Annotated in this window: 15 protein-coding genes and 2 pseudogenes; 8 read left to right on the top strand and 9 right to left on the bottom strand. The window is 71.9% G+C overall.

From position 1 onward, the window contains the following. Positions 1-25 precede the first annotated feature (25 nt). The 3 genes from KZJ41_RS00795 to KZJ41_RS00785 all read right to left on the bottom strand — a co-directional run bounded on the left by KZJ41_RS00795 (position 26) and on the right by KZJ41_RS00785 (position 4110). Entirely contained in the window at positions 26-3214 is a 3189-nt protein-coding gene (locus KZJ41_RS00795; RefSeq protein ID WP_203329691.1) for a carboxyl transferase domain-containing protein, read from the bottom strand. A 31-nt stretch (positions 3215-3245) separates the two neighbouring features. Beyond that, the gene (locus tag KZJ41_RS00790) at positions 3246-3872 is read right to left on the bottom strand and encodes a TetR/AcrR family transcriptional regulator (protein ID WP_050034327.1); all 627 of its coding nucleotides are present in this window, start codon (positions 3870-3872) and stop codon (positions 3246-3248) included. A gap of 79 nt (positions 3873-3951) precedes the next feature. Continuing rightward, positions 3952-4110 carry a hypothetical protein gene (locus tag KZJ41_RS00785; protein ID WP_006935326.1) on the bottom strand — a complete coding sequence of 53 codons (159 nt, stop codon included), beginning with the start codon at positions 4108-4110 and terminating at the stop codon, positions 3952-3954. A 116-nt stretch (positions 4111-4226) separates the two neighbouring features. Here KZJ41_RS00785 and KZJ41_RS00780 point away from each other — a divergent pair. Together KZJ41_RS00780 and KZJ41_RS00775 are read left to right on the top strand one after the other, a co-directional pair. Further along, positions 4227-4922: pseudogene (locus KZJ41_RS00780) on the top strand (MFS transporter); the annotation flags it as partial. 148 nt (positions 4923-5070) lie between these two features. After that, entirely contained in the window at positions 5071-5376 is a 306-nt protein-coding gene (locus tag KZJ41_RS00775; protein ID WP_006935328.1) for a DUF1540 domain-containing protein, read from the top strand. Between the two features lie 12 nt (positions 5377-5388). Here the strand turns inward: KZJ41_RS00775 and KZJ41_RS00770 are convergent, their stop codons facing one another. After that, positions 5389-5982, bottom strand: coding sequence for a TetR/AcrR family transcriptional regulator (locus KZJ41_RS00770; protein WP_065923230.1), 594 nt, complete (start codon positions 5980-5982; stop codon positions 5389-5391). Between the two features lie 98 nt (positions 5983-6080). Here KZJ41_RS00770 and KZJ41_RS00765 point away from each other — a divergent pair, with 98 nt between their 5' ends. Beyond that, positions 6081-7556, top strand: a complete 1476-nt coding sequence (locus KZJ41_RS00765) for an NAD(P)/FAD-dependent oxidoreductase (RefSeq protein WP_251550028.1) — start codon at positions 6081-6083, stop codon at positions 7554-7556. 69 nt (positions 7557-7625) lie between these two features. After that, positions 7626-8396 (top strand): DUF427 domain-containing protein, encoded by a 771-nt coding sequence (locus tag KZJ41_RS00760; protein ID WP_029546918.1) that lies wholly within the window; start codon positions 7626-7628, stop codon positions 8394-8396. Positions 8397-8406: 10 nt separating this feature from the next. Here the strand turns inward: KZJ41_RS00760 and KZJ41_RS00755 are convergent, their stop codons facing one another. Genes KZJ41_RS00755 through KZJ41_RS00745 form a run of 3 tightly spaced genes read right to left on the bottom strand, consistent with a single transcriptional unit; the run spans position 8407 to position 12513 of the window. Next, positions 8407-9516 carry a CapA family protein gene (locus KZJ41_RS00755; RefSeq protein ID WP_084648692.1) on the bottom strand — a complete coding sequence of 370 codons (1110 nt, stop codon included), beginning with the start codon at positions 9514-9516 and terminating at the stop codon, positions 8407-8409. Positions 9517-9570: 54 nt separating this feature from the next. Further along, a complete protein-coding gene (locus KZJ41_RS00750; protein WP_065923233.1) occupies positions 9571-10902 on the bottom strand; it encodes a diguanylate cyclase domain-containing protein in 1332 nt (443 codons plus the stop codon). A 57-nt stretch (positions 10903-10959) separates the two neighbouring features. Next, complete coding sequence (locus KZJ41_RS00745; RefSeq protein ID WP_029546915.1) at positions 10960-12513, bottom strand: succinic semialdehyde dehydrogenase; 1554 nt, start codon at positions 12511-12513, stop codon at positions 10960-10962. Between the two features lie 112 nt (positions 12514-12625). Here KZJ41_RS00745 and KZJ41_RS00740 point away from each other — a divergent pair, with 112 nt between their 5' ends. After that, positions 12626-14110, top strand: coding sequence for an adenylate/guanylate cyclase domain-containing protein (locus KZJ41_RS00740; protein ID WP_065923234.1), 1485 nt, complete (start codon positions 12626-12628; stop codon positions 14108-14110). Between the two features lie 157 nt (positions 14111-14267). Here the strand turns inward: KZJ41_RS00740 and KZJ41_RS00735 are convergent. After that, positions 14268-14491: pseudogene (locus KZJ41_RS00735) on the bottom strand (type II toxin-antitoxin system Phd/YefM family antitoxin). On the opposite strand from KZJ41_RS00735, the gene KZJ41_RS28555 reads away from it, so the two are divergent. From KZJ41_RS28555 to KZJ41_RS00720, 3 genes are read left to right on the top strand one after another with little or no spacing between them, the layout of a single operon-like run. Then, positions 14396-14917, top strand: coding sequence for a transposase (locus tag KZJ41_RS28555; protein WP_081705112.1), 522 nt, complete (start codon positions 14396-14398; stop codon positions 14915-14917). The pseudogene KZJ41_RS00735 and the gene KZJ41_RS28555 overlap by 96 nt on opposite strands. Continuing rightward, positions 14892-15413, top strand: coding sequence for a hypothetical protein (locus tag KZJ41_RS00725; protein WP_029546913.1), 522 nt, complete (start codon positions 14892-14894; stop codon positions 15411-15413). The genes KZJ41_RS28555 and KZJ41_RS00725 overlap by 26 nt, the downstream gene beginning before the upstream one ends. A 55-nt stretch (positions 15414-15468) precedes the next feature. Beyond that, positions 15469-16860, top strand: coding sequence for an Hsp70 family protein (locus KZJ41_RS00720; protein WP_251550027.1), 1392 nt, complete (start codon positions 15469-15471; stop codon positions 16858-16860). Positions 16861-17345: 485 nt separating this feature from the next. Here KZJ41_RS00720 and KZJ41_RS00715 read toward each other — a convergent pair whose 3' ends face one another. After that, complete coding sequence (locus KZJ41_RS00715; protein WP_251550025.1) at positions 17346-17624, bottom strand: DUF4192 domain-containing protein; 279 nt, start codon at positions 17622-17624, stop codon at positions 17346-17348. Positions 17625-17810 lie beyond the last annotated feature (186 nt).

Genomic DNA, 17810 nt, shown 5'->3' with positions numbered 1-17810 from the left:
GTGACGGACGGGTACCCACCGGCGCTCAGGACATGCGCAGCCGCGACACCCAGGCCCGTGTGTCGGCGGGATCGATGACGTCGTCGAGTTCGAAGATCGTCGCGGCCTGCAGGGCCTTGCCGTGCTGGTAGGCGGCGGCGACGAGCTGCGCGAACAGCTCGTCGCGCGCGGCCCGGTCGGGTGCGGCCTCGAGTTCCTTGCGGAAGCCGAGCCGCACCGCGCCCTCGAGCCCCATGCCGCCGATCTCGCCGGTGGGCCACGCCACGGTGAACTCGGGTGCGTGGAAGGACCCGCCGGCCATGGCCATGGCGCCGAGGCCGTAACCCTTGCGCAGGATGATCGTGCCGAACGGGACGGTCAGGCGCGCACCGGCGACGAACAGCCGGCCGAACCGGCGCACCGTGGCCTCCTTCTCCGACTCGGGTCCGACCATGAATCCCGGTGTGTCGCAGAGGCTCACGACGGGCAGGCGGTGCGCCTGGCACAGCTCGAGGAAGTCGGCGGCCTTGTCCGCGGCCTCGGCGTCGATCGCGCCGCCGAGGTGGTGGCTGCTGTTGGCGAGCACCCCGTACGCCGCGCCCTCGACGCGGACGAGGGCGGTGACGATGCCGACACCGTAGTCGCCGCGCAGTTCGAGCACGGAACCGACGTCGGCGATCGCATCGATCGCCGCGCGCACGTCGTAGGCGCGCAACCGGTTCTCGGGAACGACGTGGCGCGCCAGCCGCGGGTCCGGGGCCGCCCACTCGCCGGCGGCGGCGGTGAAGTAGCCGAGGTACTGCCGGGCCAGTTCGACGGCGTGCGCCTCGTCGCGTGCGGCGAGGTGCACGACGCCGTTGCGGCGCTGCACGTCGATCGGGCCGATGTCCTCGGGCCGGTACACGCCGAGCCCGCCGCCCTCGATCATCGCGGGCCCGCCCATGCCGATGTTGGTGTCGGGAGTGGCGATCAGCACGTCGCACACGCCGGCGAGGGCGGCGTTGCCGGCGAAGCACCGCCCGGAGACCACCGCGACGGTGGGGACGCGCCCGCGCAGGGCGGCCATCGCGCGGAACGTCGACAGCTCCAGGCCCTGTCCGGGTCCGGCGTCGACGTCCCCCGGGCGTCCGCCGCCGCCCTCGGCGAACAACACGAGCGGCACCTCGCGGCGGGCGGCGAGGGCGAGCAGCCGGTCGGTCTTGCTGTGGTTGCGCATGCCCTGTGTGCCGGCGAGGACGGTGTAGTCGTAGGAGAGCACCACCGATTCGGCACCGTCGATGCGGGCGAGACCGCCGACGAGCCCGTCGGCGGGGGTGTTGGCGATCAGGTCCTCCTCGCTGCGCCGGCTGCGCTGCGCGGCGAGCACGAGCGGCCCGTACTCGACGAAGGTGCCGTCGTCGACGAGGTCGGCGATGTTCTCCCGCGCGGTTCGACGGCCCGTCCGGTGCCGCTTGGCGACCGCGTCGGGCCGGGCGGCGTCGAGGGTGCGGGCGTGCCGGTTCCGGATCTCGGTGAGGTCGTCGCGCACGGCGTCGAGGTCCCGCTCACCCCCGTCGCCGGTGGCCGCGTCGCCGGACCCGGCGCGCACCACGGCGAGCACCTCCCCCGGCTGCACGGTCTGCCCCGGCCGCACCAGCAGGCGCACCACGGTCGCCGATCCGGAGGCGGACACCACGTGCTGCATCTTCATCGCCTCGAGCACCGCGACGGGTGCGCCCGGTGCGAGCGCGTCGCCGTCGGCGGCGGTCTCGACGACGGTGCCGACCATGTCGGCGCGCACCGCCTCCTCCCCCGCGTGCAGTTCTGGCGCGACGGCCGGTGCGCCGTCGGGGCCGGCGACGGCGAGGTCGGCGATCCGTTCGTCCAGCCACGACGTGTGCACGTCGGATGCCGCGAAGTCCTTGTCGCGCAGGATGTTCTGCAGAAACTCGGCATTGGTGGCGACACCCTCGACGAGCAGGTCGCCGAGCGCCGCGTCCGTCTTGCGCAGCGCCGCCGCGAAGTCGTCGATGCGGGTGTGGGTGATCACCTTGGCCAGCAACGAGTCGTAGCGCGGGCTGGTCGTCAGCCCGGGACGGCCGTAGGTGTCGACGCGGACGCCCGGCCCGGTGGGCGGCGTGAACACGGTGAGCGTGCCGGAGGCGGGTACGGCCCGGCCGTCGGGGCGCATCGTCTCGGTGTTGACGCGAGCCTGGACGGCGATGCCCCTCGCGGCGGCGGGCTCGCCGCGCACGCCGGCGCCGTCGGCGGTGACGCCGCCGGGCAGGCCGAGTTCGTCGAACCGGGCACCGCGGGCGATCGCGATCTGCGTCGCGGCCAGGTCGACGCCGGTGACCTCCTCGGTGACCGTGTGCTCCACCTGGATCCGGGGGTTCACCTCGAGGAACACCGCGTCGTCGCCGGCGACGAGGAACTCGACGGTGGCCAGACCCCGATAGCCCACCGATGCGCACAGCCGCGCCGCGGCTTCGTGCAGCGCGCGGCGCACCGTCGCGCCGAGCCGTTGCGCCGGAGCGATTTCCACGAGCTTCTGGTGGCGTCGCTGCACGCTGCAGTCCCGGTCACCGAGCGCGAGGGCCCGCACCCCGCCCGCGCCGTCGGGGGCCGCGACGACCTGCACCTCGATGTGCCGGGCCCGAGCGCACAAGGCCTCGGCGAACAGCGCGCCGTTGCCGAAACCCAACTCCGCCTCGGCCGTACACGCGCGGAAGGCGTCGTCGAGGTCCGCGGCGTCGCGCACGATCCGCATGCCGCGGCCGCCCCCGCCGGCGAGCGCCTTCAGGACGATGCCGCCGGGGTGGGCGGCGAGGAAGTCGCGGGCCGCGCCGGCCGTGACGCCCCCGTCGGTGGCGGGCAGCACGGGCACCTGTGCGGCGACGGCGGTGCGGCGGGCGGCGGCCTTGTCGCCGAAGATCCGCAGCACCTGCGGCTCGGGTCCGACGAACGTCACCCCGGCCGCGGCGCACGCTTCGGCGAATTCGGCGTTCTCGCTGAGGAATCCGTATCCGGGGTGGACGAGGGTGCAGCCGGTCTCGGCGGCGGCGCGCAGCAGCGCCTGCCCGTCGAGGTAGGCGGCCGGTCCGGCACCGGTCAGCGCGACGGCGCGGGTGGCGGCGGCGACGTGCGGGCTGTCCGCGTCGTCCTCGGCATACACGGCGACGGTGTCGAGGCCGAGTTCGGTGGCGGAACGGATGACCCGCAGGGCGATCTCGCCGCGGTTGGCTACGAGCAGCATGGGTGTCGGGGGTCCTGTCGGTCGGGGCCGGTCAGCGGAAGCCGATGAGCCGTTCGGACATCGCGATCATGTCGTCGATGTAGGACTGCTGTTCCTGTCTCGGGGCGCCGAGCAGGCGCAGGGCGCCGGCGCGTTGCGCGTCGGCGAGGGTGCGGGCGATGCGTTCGGGTGGCGCGCACGGGAGCACCTCGCCGGTGGCGTTGATGCGTTCGACGAACCGCACGTAGCGGCCCACGAGGCGTTCGCGCACGCTCTCCCACTCGGCGCCGACCTCCTCGTCGAGGCGGGCGCGGTGTTCGATCAGCTCGAGGATGCGGCCGTTGACGTAGACGGACTCGATGAAGGCGCGGGTGGTGGTGCGCAGCACCCGGCGCAGGTCGTCCACCGCCTGCCCCTCCATGTGCTGGGCGTCGAGGAACTGCCGGCACACGAGGGTGGCGAGCGCGCGGAACACCTCCTCCTTGGAGGAGAAGTACGCGTAGAAGGTGGCGCGGGAGACGTCGGCGCGGCCGGTGATCACCGCGACGGTGGTGCGCTCGTAGCCGAGTTCGCCGAAGCAGTCGCGGGCGGTCTCGAGCAGGGCCCGCCGGCGCGGGCCGTCGCTGTCCCGCCGCGCGGACCGGGCCCGTTCCTGGGCTTCGCTCGTCGTCACCCGCACAGCATGCGTTGACGTTGACGTCAATGTCAATGGCGGACGTCGCGCTCGTGTCGCTCCGCGCCGCCGGGCGGGCGCGGACTCAGGACCCGCTGCGGCCCTCGGGGTGGGACGGGGACGATCCGGGCGAGCTCACCGGCCGGGGCCAGGGGTGCCCCGCCAGACGCTCGAGGTCGGTGTCGAACCGTTCGAGCCAGCGGGCGAACTCGGCGACCTCGGCGGGATCCCAGTCGACCAGCACCCGCTCGAGCCCGGCGACGGAGCGGGCGCGCTCGTCGTCGAGGCGACGGACACCCTCCGCGGTGATGCGGAACTTGCGCGCGATGCCCCCCTCGGGGTCGGGGATGCGCTCGGCGAGAGCTGCGCCGGCCGCATCCGCTCGTGGACCTGCGGGCCACCGCCCGGCCCCCGGTGCTGCCGACCAACGCCGCCTCGGTCGTGGTGGGATTCGGGATGTACGCGCAGTCGCTCATCGTGCCGCAGCTGCTGCAGCTGCCCGCCGAGACCGGCTACGGCCTGGGCCGGTCGATGCCGGCCATGGGACTGTGGATGGCACCGGGCGGCCTGGTGATGATGGCCGTCTCACCGATCGGCGGAAGATTGTCCGCGACCCGCGGCCCGAAGGTCACCCTGTTGATCGGATGCCTGGTCATCGCCGCCGGCTACGGGGTGTCCCTGCTGCTCATGGGCTCGACGTGGGGCTTGATGCTCGTCGTCTGCATCTGCAGCGCCGGTGTCGGCTTCGCCTACGGGGCCATGCCCGCGCTGATCATGGGTGCGGTGCCCCAGTCCGCCACGGCGTCGGCGAACAGCGTCAACTCCCTGATGCGCGCAGTGGGCACCTCGGTGTCGGCGGCGGTGGTCGGCGTGGTCCTGTCGCAGATGAGCGTGCCGGTCGGCGGCTACAGCCTGCCGACCGAGGGCGGGTTCCGCACCGGGATGCTCATCGGCTGCGGTGTCGCCCTCGTCGCCGCCGCCGTCACCCTCGCCATCCCCGTCGCCCGGCGGCCGAGCCTCGAACCGGTGCGCGAGCCCGCCGCGGCCCGGGTGTGAGCCGACCCGGTTTACGCAACACGGGTGTTCTCGAAATGCACCGCACACCAACGAAATCCGCTCGGCCACTACCCTGTTCGCACACCCGCCGCACCACTACCATGGTCTGCATCCCATAGTGGACAACCGTCCTCCGGAAGGATCGATCATGACCACGATGGAAATGCCGCACGTCACCGAGTGCAGCGTCGGCACCTGCTCCTACAACCACGACGGCTGCCACGCCTACGCCATCAACGTCGCCGGGCACAACGGCAGCGCCGACTGCGAGACGTTCATCCCGCTGTCGACCAAGGGCGGCCTGGACACCGTCACCAGCAGCATGGTCGGCGCCTGCCAGCGCGCCGACTGCGTGCACAACCAGGATCTCGAGTGCACCGCGAGCGAGATCCGCGTGGGCGGCACCGGCAGCGGAGAGCACGCGGCCAACTGCCTGACCTACCGAGCCCGGTAGGTTCCGCCGACCTCACCGCCGCGGCCGCATCAACGTGCGCACCGCGTCCGTCAACGCGGCCGCCGACAGCTCGGGACTGATCGCGCGCTGCAGGCCCAGGCCGATGCCGAGCCCGAGCAGCATGGCCGACGCCTGCCCGGGATCCATCGTGGGCGTGACGTCGTACCGGTCGGCGAGCGAGCGGATCAGCTCGGCGATGAGCGTGCGCACCCCTTCGGCACCCGCCGCGATGCGGGACCGGATCTCCTCGTTGTGCCGGGAGCGCACCGAGAACTCGATCTCGAGCAGGGTCCAGCGCCGGTCGCCGATGGTGCGCTCGGCCCACACCCCGAACGCGGTCACCACGTCGTCGAGCGTCGCACCGGCCGCGAGCGTCGCGGCGATCTCGCCCATGCGCTCGGCCCGGATCCGATCGAGCACCGCGAAGCACAACTCGTCCTTGTTGCGGAAGTTGGAGTACACCGCACCCTTGGAATAACCGGCGTCCTCGGCGATCTGGTCGAGGGACGCCGCGGCGTAGCCGCGCTCGAGGAAGTGCTCGGCCGCCGTGGCGAGCAGATCCTCACGGGTGCGTGCCTGAGTCTCCTGGCGGGTCGGTCGTGCCACGACTCGACGGTACCGGAGCGGCCGAAGTTCGGATACTGTGGTTATCCGGATACCGACGGTATTCGAATGGGGATCACGGGAGACGAGGGGACGACGCGATGGACGAATACCGGGTGGTGGTGATCGGCGCCGGGATCTCCGGCATCGGCGCGGCGATCGCGCTGCGACGGCGCGGGATCACCGACTTCGTCGTCCTCGAGAAGGCCGGGACCCTCGGCGGCACGTGGCGCGCCAACACGTACCCCGGATGCGCCTGCGACGTGCCCTCGCTGCTGTACTCGTACTCCTTCGCCCGGAACCGGGACTGGAGCCGAATCTTCGCCGGGCAGAACGAGATTCGCGACTACATCGAGCACACCGCCGACGCCCGCGGCGTGAGGTCCCACGTCCGGTTCGGGATCGAGATGCTGCGCGCGGACTGGGACCCGATCGACGCGCGCTGGACCCTCGAGACCACCGGCGGGACCGTGCGGGCGCGGTTCCTCGTCGCCGCCGCGGGACCGTGGAACGAACCGCTCGTACCCGACATCCCCGGTCTGTCGCAGTTCCCCGGCGAGGTGTTCCACTCGGCGCGCTGGAACCACGACTACGACCTGCGCGGCAAGCGCGTGGCCGTCGTCGGCACCGGAGCCTCGGCCGTCCAGTTCGTCCCCGAGATCGCGCCGGACGTCGCGCGGCTGCACCTGTACCAGCGGACGGCGCAGTGGGTGCTGCCCAAGCCCGACCGCCGGCTGTCGGGGTTCGAGCGCCGGCTGCTCGCCCGCGTCCCGGGCGCGCGACGACTGGTCGAGGCGACCGAGTACGCGCTCATGGAGGCCCTCGGCCTCGGCTTCCGGCACCCGTGGCTCATGCGGCAACTGCAGTGGATCGGCCGCGCCCAGCTGCGGGCGCAGGTCCGCGACCCGCGGCTGCGCCGCGCCCTGACCCCCGACTACACCCTGGGCTGCAAGCGGCTGCTCATGTCGAACACCTACTACCCCGCCCTCACCCGCCCCCACGTCGAGGTCCACCCGAGCGCGGTGCGCGAGATCCGCGGCTCCACCGTGATCGCCCAGGACGGCAGCGAAGCCGAGGTCGACGCCGTCGTCTTCGGCACCGGCTTCCATATCCTCGACATGCCGATCGCCGGCCGGATGTTCGACGGACAGGGACGCAGCCTCGACGAGCACTGGCAGGGCGGCCCGCAGGCGTTCCTGGGGTCGTCCGTCGCGGGCTTTCCCAACGCGTTCGTCCTGCTCGGCCCCAGCCTCGGCACCGGTCACACGTCGGCGTTCCTCATCCTCGAAGCCCAGCTCGAGCACGTCGCGACCGCGATCGACACGGCGGTGCGCCGCGGCTGGCGCACCCTCGAGGTGCGGCGCGACGTCCAGGACGCCTTCAACGACGAGGTCCAGGCCGCCCTGCCGGGCACGGTCTACAACTCCGGCGGATGCCGCAGCTACTTCTTCGACGCCAACGGCCGCAACAGCTTCAACTGGCCGTGGTCGTCGGCCGCGCTCCGTCGCCGGGTGTCGGCGTTCGACCCGGGCGTCTACGCCGTCACGCGCGACGACGAACCCGTGCCCGCCGGGTGATCCGTGTCCGCCGGTGATCCGTGCGCCCGGCGGTCCTCGGTGCCCGGATGGCCGGCGTACCGTCGGGGCATGGCCCGCAGGTCCGCCACCCGCCGCCGTCCGCCCCCGTCGGACGGCTACCTGTACGAACCCAGCGAGCGGCGGGTCCGCGGAACCTGGGCCGGTCACACCGTGGTCGACACCATCCGCGCGCTGCTCGTGTGGCCGCCCGGCCATCCCGTCCCCTTCTACCTGTTCCCCCGCGACGACGTGCGCACCGATCTCCTCGCGCCCGCCCCGGCACCGGGCGACAGGAACGACGTCGCGCGGTGGTTCGACCTGACCGACGACGAGACCCGGGCGCCCGCCGCGGCGTTCGTGCTCGACGTCGCGGGACTCGAGGAGTACATCGGCTTCGAATGGTTCGGCCGCCGGGGAGCGGGCATCGAAAACTGGTACGAGGAGGACACGGAGATCTTCGTTCATCCCCGCGACCCGCACCACCGGGTCGATGCGCTGCCCAGCAGCCGGCACGTGCAGGTGTCCATCGCCGGCACGGTCGTCGCCGAGACCCGGAACCCGGTGCTGCTGTTCGAGACCCACCTGCCCGTGCGGTACTACATCCCGCCCGCCGACGTCGACTTCTCGGTACTCGAGGAGACGGAACTGCACACGTCGTGCCCCTACAAGGGCACGGCCCGGTACTGGAGCTTCACCGGAACGCCGCGGGCCGAGAACGTCGCCTGGTCGTACCCGGATCCCCTCCCCGCCGTCGCACCGATCGCCGGCCACGTCGCGTTCTACAACGAGGCGGTGGACCTCGTCGTCGACGGCGTTCCCGTCGCGCGTCCGGGCGGCTGACCGCGCCGGCTCACCGCTCGAGCCGGATCCACGGGCCGCCGTCCCCCGCGGCCCGCAACCGAGTGCCGAAGATCGCCGACGACTCCTCGAGCGCCGCGCGCAGCCAGCGCTCCTGCGACTGCGTGACGTGTTCGAGCCGCATCCGCCGCGCCCGCACCGGCATCATCCGCAACTCCCGCAGCTCCCGCGAGTCCGCGTCGAACGAGACGACATACAGCAGGCGCAACTCGTCGCGGAAGCGCTCGTAGCCGCCGATGCCCTCGTAGTCGTTGATCAGGTCGCCGCACCCGTACAGCACCGGCTTGCCGCGGTAGACCTCCAGCGGCCGCGGGTGATGGGACGAATGCCCGTGCACCACATCGACGCCGCCGTTGATCAGACGGTGCGCGAACCGCACGTGCTCGTCCGGCACCGCGTAGCCCCAGTTGGATCCCCAGTGCACCGACACCACCACCACATCGCCGGCCGCGCGGTCGGCGTCGATCCGGGCGAGCAGCCCGTCGGCTCCCGCCTCCGACACCTCCGGCAACAGCGCCACCCCGGGCCGCGTCGCCGTCGCGGCCCACCACGGGGCGATCCCGCTCGACACCGCACCGACCGACCACACCCGCACCCGGCCCGCCCCGACCGGGACCGTCGCCGGCCGCCACGCCAGCCGATCGTCGCCGCCCGCGCCGGCGAGCCGCAGTCCCGCCGCCGTGAGGACCTCGACGGTCTCGCGCAGACCACGGACGCCGAAGTCGAGCACGTGATTGTTGGCCAGGGTGCACACGTCGACCCGTGCGACGGTGACCACCTCGACGTTCGCCGGATTCATCCGGTAGTGGATGCCCTTCTCCGGCGCGTAGTCCCGCGACGTGGTCACGGACGTCTCGAGGTTGACGATCCGAACGTCCGGGGCGCACTCGTCGAGCACGGACAGCGCGATACCCCACGGCCAGTCGTATCCCGCGGGCCGCGGAATCGCGCCGCTGCGGGTCTCGGCGAGTTCGACGTAGTCCCGGGCGTCCTTCACGTAGGACTCCCGCAGCGTGGGACCTCCGGGGTGCAGGAGGATCTGGTCCACACCCCGGCCGGTCATCACGTCTCCGGCGAGGAAGAGCGTCACCGTGCCCGGCACACCTGCGACAGTAACCCCCGGCACCCGGATCCGTCGCGCCTCCACGGGCACAGGTCAGCCCGACGCGTAGCTCGGCTGCTCGGTGACGTCGCCGAGCACGACCAGCGTCGCGAGGGTGTTCTCCCACCGGATCCGGACGGCGCCGACCGTCGCCTGCACGACGGTCCCGTCCGGGCGGCCGAACTCGCACAGTTGCCCGGTCCGGTCGTGCAGCGAGCGGACGGTGACGGAACCGTCGGGCCACGTGCCGCCGGTGAAGATCTCGTGCAGCGCCCGGTTCTCCACGTCCTGGGCGTCGACGCCGAGCAGCGCCGCAAAGGTGGGATTGGCGTAGGCGATGGCGCCGCCGTCGCGCACGGCGATGATGGGGACGGGCAGCAGATCGAGGACGGCGGGCAGGGGCAGCGGCGCCAACCGATCCGGCAGGTGCGCCCAGGTCGCGGCCTTGGCCCGATACAGATCCATGTCGGCGTCGTGGTAGAGGTCCATGGGGTCGCTGACGACGCCCGCCGCGACCCCGAAGCTGACCGGCACGGGATTCGCGCGGACCATGTCCTCGAGCACCGCGCGCCCCTCCTCTTCGTCCGTGTCCGGGAGCACGACGAGGAATTCGTCGCCGCCGAGACGCGCCAGGATCCCGCCGCGCGGCACCTGCTGCGCCCACGCCCCGGCGGCGTCGCGGAGCAGTGCGTCACCCGCGGGATGCCCGTGCTCGTCGTTGAACGCCTTGAATCCGTCGACGTCGAGCAGGCCCAGGCAGACCCGGGTGCCGCGGTCGCGCGGCCGCGAGCGCAGTTCGAGGTCGAGACCCGCGCGGTTGCGCAGGCCGGTGAGCGGATCGCGGGTCGCCGCGTTCACCAGCAGCCGTCCCACGGCCCCGAAGATCGCCCCGGACCCGAGCAGGGCGGCGGCGACGATCACGTAACCGACCCACAGCAGGCGCGTCGGGGCGACGGCCGCGGCGCCGAGGGTCGCCGCGGTGAGCGCCCCGATCCACAGGACGGCCTGCCGCGGTGGCCAGAACGCCGAGAGATACATCGACAGGAACATCGATCCCATGACGCTGATGAGGATGCGGGAGGGATCGACGTGGAACGCGATCACCGCGGGCATCGCGACGACCGCGCACGCGGTGGCGGCGACGATGGGGGTGCGTCCCGGACGCCGTGGCGCCCACCGCAGGATCCCCAGCCCGGCGATGCCCAGCGCCAGCGCCGAGGCCATGCCGGCGAAGCTACCGGATCGGGCGATGGCCGGATCGAGCAGGGCTGCAACGATTCCTACCGCGACGAGCCCGGTGCTGACTGCCAGGTACCACACGAGCAGACGGCGCCGCTGGACCCGGAGGTTCTCCGTCGCACCGTGCAGCACCTGGCGATCGCCCACAGCCGGATTATCGCGTTCGTCGCACCGCGTGTTTCCGGCTCTGCGAAATGCCGGCCGTCACCGGCCCGGCAGCCACTGCATCGCCTTGACGAAGGGCGGCATCACCTTCGACCACAGCTTCGGCGGAACCCCACGGGGCCCACCGAGATTCATCACCCGGGTCGTCGCGATCGTCTGCGGCTCGGTGTACTTGATCAGGCCCTCGGCGCCGTGCCGGCGGCCCATACCCGAGATGCCCATGCCGCCCATCGGCGCGTCGGTGCTGCCCCACGCCGGCGCGTAGCCCTCGTCGACGTTGACGGTGCCCGCCCGCACCCGCGCCGCGATGGCCTCGCCCTGCGCCTTGGTGCCCGCCCACACGCTGGCATTGAGCCCGTACTCGGTGTCGTTGGCGCGACGGATCGCCTCCTCGACGTTGTCCACCGGGTACACCGACACGAGCGGACCGAACGTCTCCTCCCGGTAGCACTCGGCGTCCTCGGGGACGTCGGTGAGCACCGTCGGCTCGTAGAACAGGGGGCCGAGATCGGGCCGGGCCCGGCCGCCGGCAACGACGGTGGCGCCCTTGGCGACGGCGTCGTCGACGTGCCCGGAGACGGCCTTGACCTGGGTCTCGTTGACCATGCTGCCCATTTCGACGCCGTACTCGTAACCCGGCCCGAGGGTCATGTTCCGCACCCGCTCGCCGAGCATGCGGAGGAACTCGGGGGCGACGGACTTCTCCACGTAGATCCGTTCGATGGAGATGCACAGCTGCCCGGAGTTGGAGAAGCACGCCCGCACGGCCGCGTCGGTGACCTCACGCAGGTTCGCGCCGGCGGTGACGATCATCGGGTTCTTGCCGCCGAGTTCGGCGGAGAAGCCGATGAGGCGGCGGCCCGCCTGCTCGGCGAGGAGGCTGCCGGTCTGCGAGGAGCCGGTGAACATGAGGTAGTCGGCGTTCTCGACGAGGGCGGTGCCCACGACGGAGCCGGGCCCGGGCACCACGGCGAACAGGTCGCGCGGCAGGCCGGCCCGATAGAGCAGTTCGACGACGGCCAGCGCGCAGTAGGGGGTCTGGCTGTCGGGCTTGAGGACGACGGCGTTACCGGCGAGCAGGGCGGCGATCGCGTCGGAGACGGCGAGGGTCATCGGGTAGTTCCACGGTGCGATGACCCCGACGACGCCCTTCGGGTGGTAGCGCACGGTGGTCTTCGTCAGGCCGGGAAGCATGCCCGTGGCGCGGCGGGGACGCAGCAGCCGGGGCGCGGTGCGCGCGTAGTAGCGCGCGGTGAGGGCGATGTCGAGGACCTCCTCCTGCGCCGACGCGCGGGCCTTGCCGGTCTCGGCCTGGGCCATGTCCATCAGTTCTTCGCGGTGGGCCAGCACCAGGTCGTGGTAGCGGTGGAAGATCTCGGCGCGTTGCTCGACGGAGCGGCGTGCCCAGTCGACCTGCGCGACGCGGGCCCGCTCGAGGGCGGCCCTGGCGTCGTCGGCGGTGCCGATGGGAACCGTCGCGAGTTCACGACCGGTGAAAGCCTCCACGACCGAGCGGGTGGGACGGCTCGCTGCGTCCGGGATGGCGATGAGCTCGGCCAACCGTGCGAAGGTGGCGGCGCTGGGAGCAGGCATGTCATACCCCTACTGGTGAGTAGTTCTTGCAGTTACACCAACCTACCGCGCAGCGTGGTGCTTGTCACAGAGCGGGCTGTTCGCCGCCCGGCAGCCCCGCTAGCCTGAGGAGATGGACCCACCGGTCACCCGGTATCTTCCGCGCGACGGCCACGGCCTCGCGTACCAGGTGGTGGGTGAAGGCCCGGTGGACGTCGTGTGGTTCCTCGAGATCCAGACCCACCTGGACCTGATGTGGACCGACCCCCACCTGCACTACCTGATCGAACGCAACGGCACCTTCGGCCGCTCGGTGTACTTCCAGCGCCGCGGGATCGGGCTGTCCGATCCGCTGGACCGGGTGCCCAGCCTCGAGGAGCAGGCCGACGACGTGCTGGCCGTGATGGACGAGGTGGGGATGCGCCGGGCCACCCTCGTCGGCGTCGCCAGCACCTGTGGACCGCAGTGCCTCGTCGCCGCCCGCGCCCCGGACCGCGTCGCCGGCCTGGTCCTCGTCCAGCCGTTTGCCGAGCGTCTCCTCGGCGGCGACGGTGAGCCGCACGGATGGACGCCGGTGCGGCGGGCGGAGTTCGTCGACAACTGGCGGACCGTGGGCCGGGAGTGGGGTTCCGGGGCCTCGGTCCGGATGTGGGAGCACCACGCCGACAACCCCTACAACCGGCGGCTGATGGCGATGCTCGAACGCTGCTCCGCGACACCGACCACGACGCAGGCGCACCTCGAGTGGATCTTCCGGCTCGACTACTCCAGCGTCCTGCCGTCGATCCAGTGCCCGGCCCGGGTGCTGCTCCCGGCCGCCAGCCCCGTGCCCCGCGCCGCCGCCGAGTTCGTCGCGCGGCAGATCCCCCGCGGTTCGTTCCACCTGTTGCCGAACGCCCTGCCCGGCGCCTCGCTCGGGGAGGCGTGGCGGCCGATCCTCGACCACGTCGAGGAACTCGCCACCGGGATGCAGCATCCCGTCGACGCCGACCGCAGCCTCGCGTCGCTGCTGTTCACCGACATTGTCGGCTCGACGAAACTGCTCGCCCGTATCGGCGACGGCGCCTACCGCGACCTGCGCGCCGCCCACGAACGACGGGTCCGGGCCGAGGTGGAGCAGGCCGGCGGCCGGCTCGTGAAGGTCACGGGGGACGGGACGTTGAGCCTCTTCGACGGCCCGGCCGCGGCCGTGCGCTGTGCCGCGCGGATCCGCGACGACGCCCGCGGCCTCGGCATCGAGATCCGGGCCGGCATCCACACCGGCACCGTCGAGCACGCCGGACCCGAGCTGACCGGATTGTCCGTGCACATCGGGGCGCGCATCGGCGCGACCGCCGGTCCCGGCGAGATCCTGGTCTCCCGCACCGCCCGCGACCTCGGCACCGGCTCGGGCCTGAGGTTCGCCGACCGGGGCCGGCACCGGCTCGCCGGGGTGCCCGGCCGATGGCAGCTGTACGCGCTCACCGACGCGATCACGGACCCGCCCCCGATCGCGCACCGGTCCCTCGACCTGTCCGTGCTCGACCGGGCCGTGCTCCGCACCGCCCGGCGCGCACCGCAGGTGCTGCGGGCGGTCGCGGCTCTCGCCCACGCCCGGCAGCACCGGCAGGCGCGGTGAGCGTGGACCGGAAGACCACGATCACCCGTGCGTGACCCTCGTGTGAATCAGCAGGCGAGGTCTCGGTGGCGGGCTCGGCCTGCCAGGCTTCGGTTGTGATGAGGCCGGAACCGGGACGGCGCTACCGATCCGGTTCCCCAAGATCCGGCCCTGCGAGTCAGCACTGAGCAGGATCGCCGTCGGCGGCCGCGAGCGACTCGGCGGTGCCGGGCGAGACAGCCAGTAGATCGTTTCCTGCAGTGATTCCAGATCGTCGACCGACATCAGGACCGCGGCCGGTTTGCCGTGCCGGGTGATCGTGATGATGTCGTGCGTGGCTTCGTCGCTGTCGACCAGCGCCGAGAGCTTGTCCTCGGCTTCGCCGAGCGGCACCTCGTGCACGAATATTGCCCTCATGCGCACCCGGTAGCAGGATGTCGGCGACACCGCGCCCCGCCGCCGCCCAAACGGCTGGTCCCCGAACGCCGAACCGTACGGAGCCGTTGTCGTGCGTTATTCAACGAAGACCATCGGTCAGTTCCGGATGGTCTCGACGACCTCGCCTCACTCGGACGCACCCTGCACCGACGCAGAGCCGACGTGCTCGCCTGCGTCGACCACCGCGCCTCGAACGGACCCACCGCGGCGATCAACGCCCGACTCGAAGCACTGCCCCGTCACGCCCTCCGATTCGGCAACCCGACCCCCACCGGATCCCGTCACTGCCGCACTGCGGCAACCTCACCCGCGCGATCGAGGCACTCCAGGACCGGAAGAGCCCGTACAGCGGCACCATGGGGCCATGGACACCGCGCCGGAACCCGCTGAACCCGACACTCGCGACTGGACCTTCGTGCTCGACGGAGGGTGCCCCGAGTGCGGGTACACGCTGCACGATCCGGCCACGACCGGTCAACGCTTGCGCGCCGGCGTGCCACGCTGGCAGGCCGTGCTGCGACGGCCGAACGTCGCCGAGCGTCCCGCTCCGAGGGTGTGGTCGACGCTCGAGTACGCCTCCCACGCGCGCGACCTCATCGCCGTCCTCGGACAACGAGTGCGGGCAATGATCACCGAGGACACCCCGACGTTCGCCGATTACGACGGCGAGGCCGAGGCGATCCGCCGGCGGTTCTGGGCGGCAGATCCCGCCGCCGTCGCCCAGCAGATCGCTTCACGCACCGACGAGACCGTCAAGATCGTCGAGGGCGTTGAGGACTGGCGGCGCGACGGCCTGCGCAGCGACGGCCGCCGGTTCACCATCGCGCAGTTGTGCCAGTATCTGCTGCACGATGTCGAGCACCATCTGCACGACGTCGCGGGCTGATCCGGCCGAGTCGGCACCTCGCACGACCCGTGACCGAACCGTTATAGTCGGCGTCATGACGTCGGTTCTCGGTGTGTCGGTCGGGGCCAGCGCTGTGCGCTTCGCGTGCCGCGACACCGAGAGCCCCCACGGTCCGCTCTTCCGGTCACGGTCGGTGACCGCGACCCTCGAACGGCCGGGAGACCCGGCCGCCGCATCCCTCGACACGGTGCTCGCCGAAACCGACGAGATCGACGAGGCCCAGGCCATCGGCGTCGCGTACCGGAACCAGGCGCAGGCCGGTGCCGTCCAGGCCGCGATGACCCGACTCGAGATCGGCCACTTCCACTTGGTCCCCGAAGTGACGGCCGCGCTCGAGAGGCTGGAGACGTCCGGGGATCTCGGCGACCACGAGACGCTCGTGTTCTACGACCTCGGCAGTTCCGGCCTCACCGTCACCGTCGTCGACCGTCCCACCGGGCTCGTGCTGAGCACCGCACGCTCGGACCGGATCAGCGGCGACCTCCTCGACCGGCTGATCTACCACCATCACCTGGAACTGCACCGCTTCACCCCGCCGGCCGACCCGGCAGCACAGCTCGCCCTCACCGCCCGGTGCCGCGACGCGAAGGAGCAGCTGTCCACCCACGGCGCGGTGTGCATGCCCGGGGAGGGCGGTCTGCTGCTGCTCTCCCAGGACAGCTTCGATTCGCTCATCGACGGCCCCGTAAAAGCCTCGGCCCACCTCACCCGGGAGGTCATCCGCCGCTCCGGCCGCACCCCCGACGCCGCGGTGCTCCTCGGCGGCGGTGCGCACATCCCGCTGGTCACCTCCGTGATGCAGTCCCGGCTCGACCTCCCGGTGATCGTGCCCGCACAACCCGAACTCGTCGCGGCCGAGGGTGCGGCGCTGCTGGCCCGCCCCGCCACCGGCGAGGCGGGCGGCACGGTGATGTCCCCGACAACGGCATCCGCGCCCCACCAGACGAGCAACACCGTCGACACCCGGCACACCGTCGAGACGACCGCACCGCCGCGGACACCTCGACGCCTCCTCCTCGCCGGCAGCGTCGTCACCGTCGTCGCGGCGATCGGCCTCGGCACCGGCCTCGGCACCGACCTGCTGCAGGGTTCCGAGCGGGACGCACAGCCCACCGCCCCGCCACCGCCCACTACGACCGCGGACGTGGCCCCGCCCCCGGAAGCCGCCCCGCCGGTGGTCGACACGCAGCCGACGATCCCCGCACAGACCGAAGCGCGCACCACGAACCCGCCGCAGACACACAATCCGCCCCAGCCCCCCGCCACCCCCCGGACGCAGAACAGTGCGCCGGCCGACACATCGGCTCCGCCACCCCCACCGGAACCAGCCCCCCTCATTCCCGGTCTCCCGCAGTACCAACTGCCCACACTTCCCCCACCCCCGCCGCTCCCCCTACCGGAACTGCCCCCGATACCCGGACTCTGAACCCCTCGAGCCCACACACCATCGACATGTTCTGAGGCGTGACGCTTGGTCCTTGCTCGACGGCAGGCCGGTGAGCCCCCACCAGGTGTGGTGGATAAGCACGATTACCCACCACTCATGTTGCGGTGCAGCAGAGTTGGACGGAACGACGGGCGAGGAAGGTGCCATGGTGCCTGTGCCCGCTTGGCGTGGGAACACGGGTTCGGGACCGGGACCGTCCCAGCCGATCAATCCGGCCGGATCGGCGGCAGCGAACAGCGCCACGACGGCATCTTTGCTGGTGCCGTCCGGCGACCGACCGGCGATCGGATCGAGGTGGTGTTCGTGCTGGAGGTGCGAGACGTGGCGACCGTACGCGCCCGGTTGTGCTGGACGCGGTAGTGGTGGCGCCCACGTCATTCCGGCTCGTGCCGGAACGACGTTCCTACGCCACGGGCGAGGCCCCCGGAACCAGGGATTCCGGGAGCCTCGCCTGTGTTGCGCTGTCAGAGGCAGTCGTTGCCGGGCGCGGGCAACTCGACCCCGAAGTCGCGTCGCATGATCCCGACTCCCGTGCCGGACAGGGTGCGCAGCTTCGTCGGGTGCAAGCCGACCTCGAGTGCCTGCTCGACAAGGCCGAGCAGGCGCGTGTCGGACAGCGGATGCAACGCCGCTTCCTCGCGGGCGGCGTCGAACGCGCACCCTGCGTCCGGTCCCTGGACGTCGACGTAGGCGAAGACCCGGCAACCGTCAACGCTGCCACTCGCCCCGCTCTTCTTCGCCATGGTCGCGGAGGGTGCGCACATGCGCCTTCCCGCGTGCGCCCGCTGGAACGTGACCGAATCCGATCCACCAGGATGTGACCTGCGTCCGCACCGCAGCGAGGGGGAGTATCGGCCTCTGCTTGCTTGCTGCTGTGCGCCGCCGCCGCTCACTCACAAGAAGCCTCCTCCTGCTGCTACTGATGGATA

It is taken from the genome of Rhodococcus sp. 11-3, from assembly GCF_023704055.1.
Taxonomy (GTDB): Bacteria; Actinomycetota; Actinomycetes; order Mycobacteriales; family Mycobacteriaceae; genus Rhodococcus; species Rhodococcus aetherivorans.
Note: the sequence above shows the minus strand (reverse complement) of the source record. Positions and strands in the feature narration are given on the sequence as shown.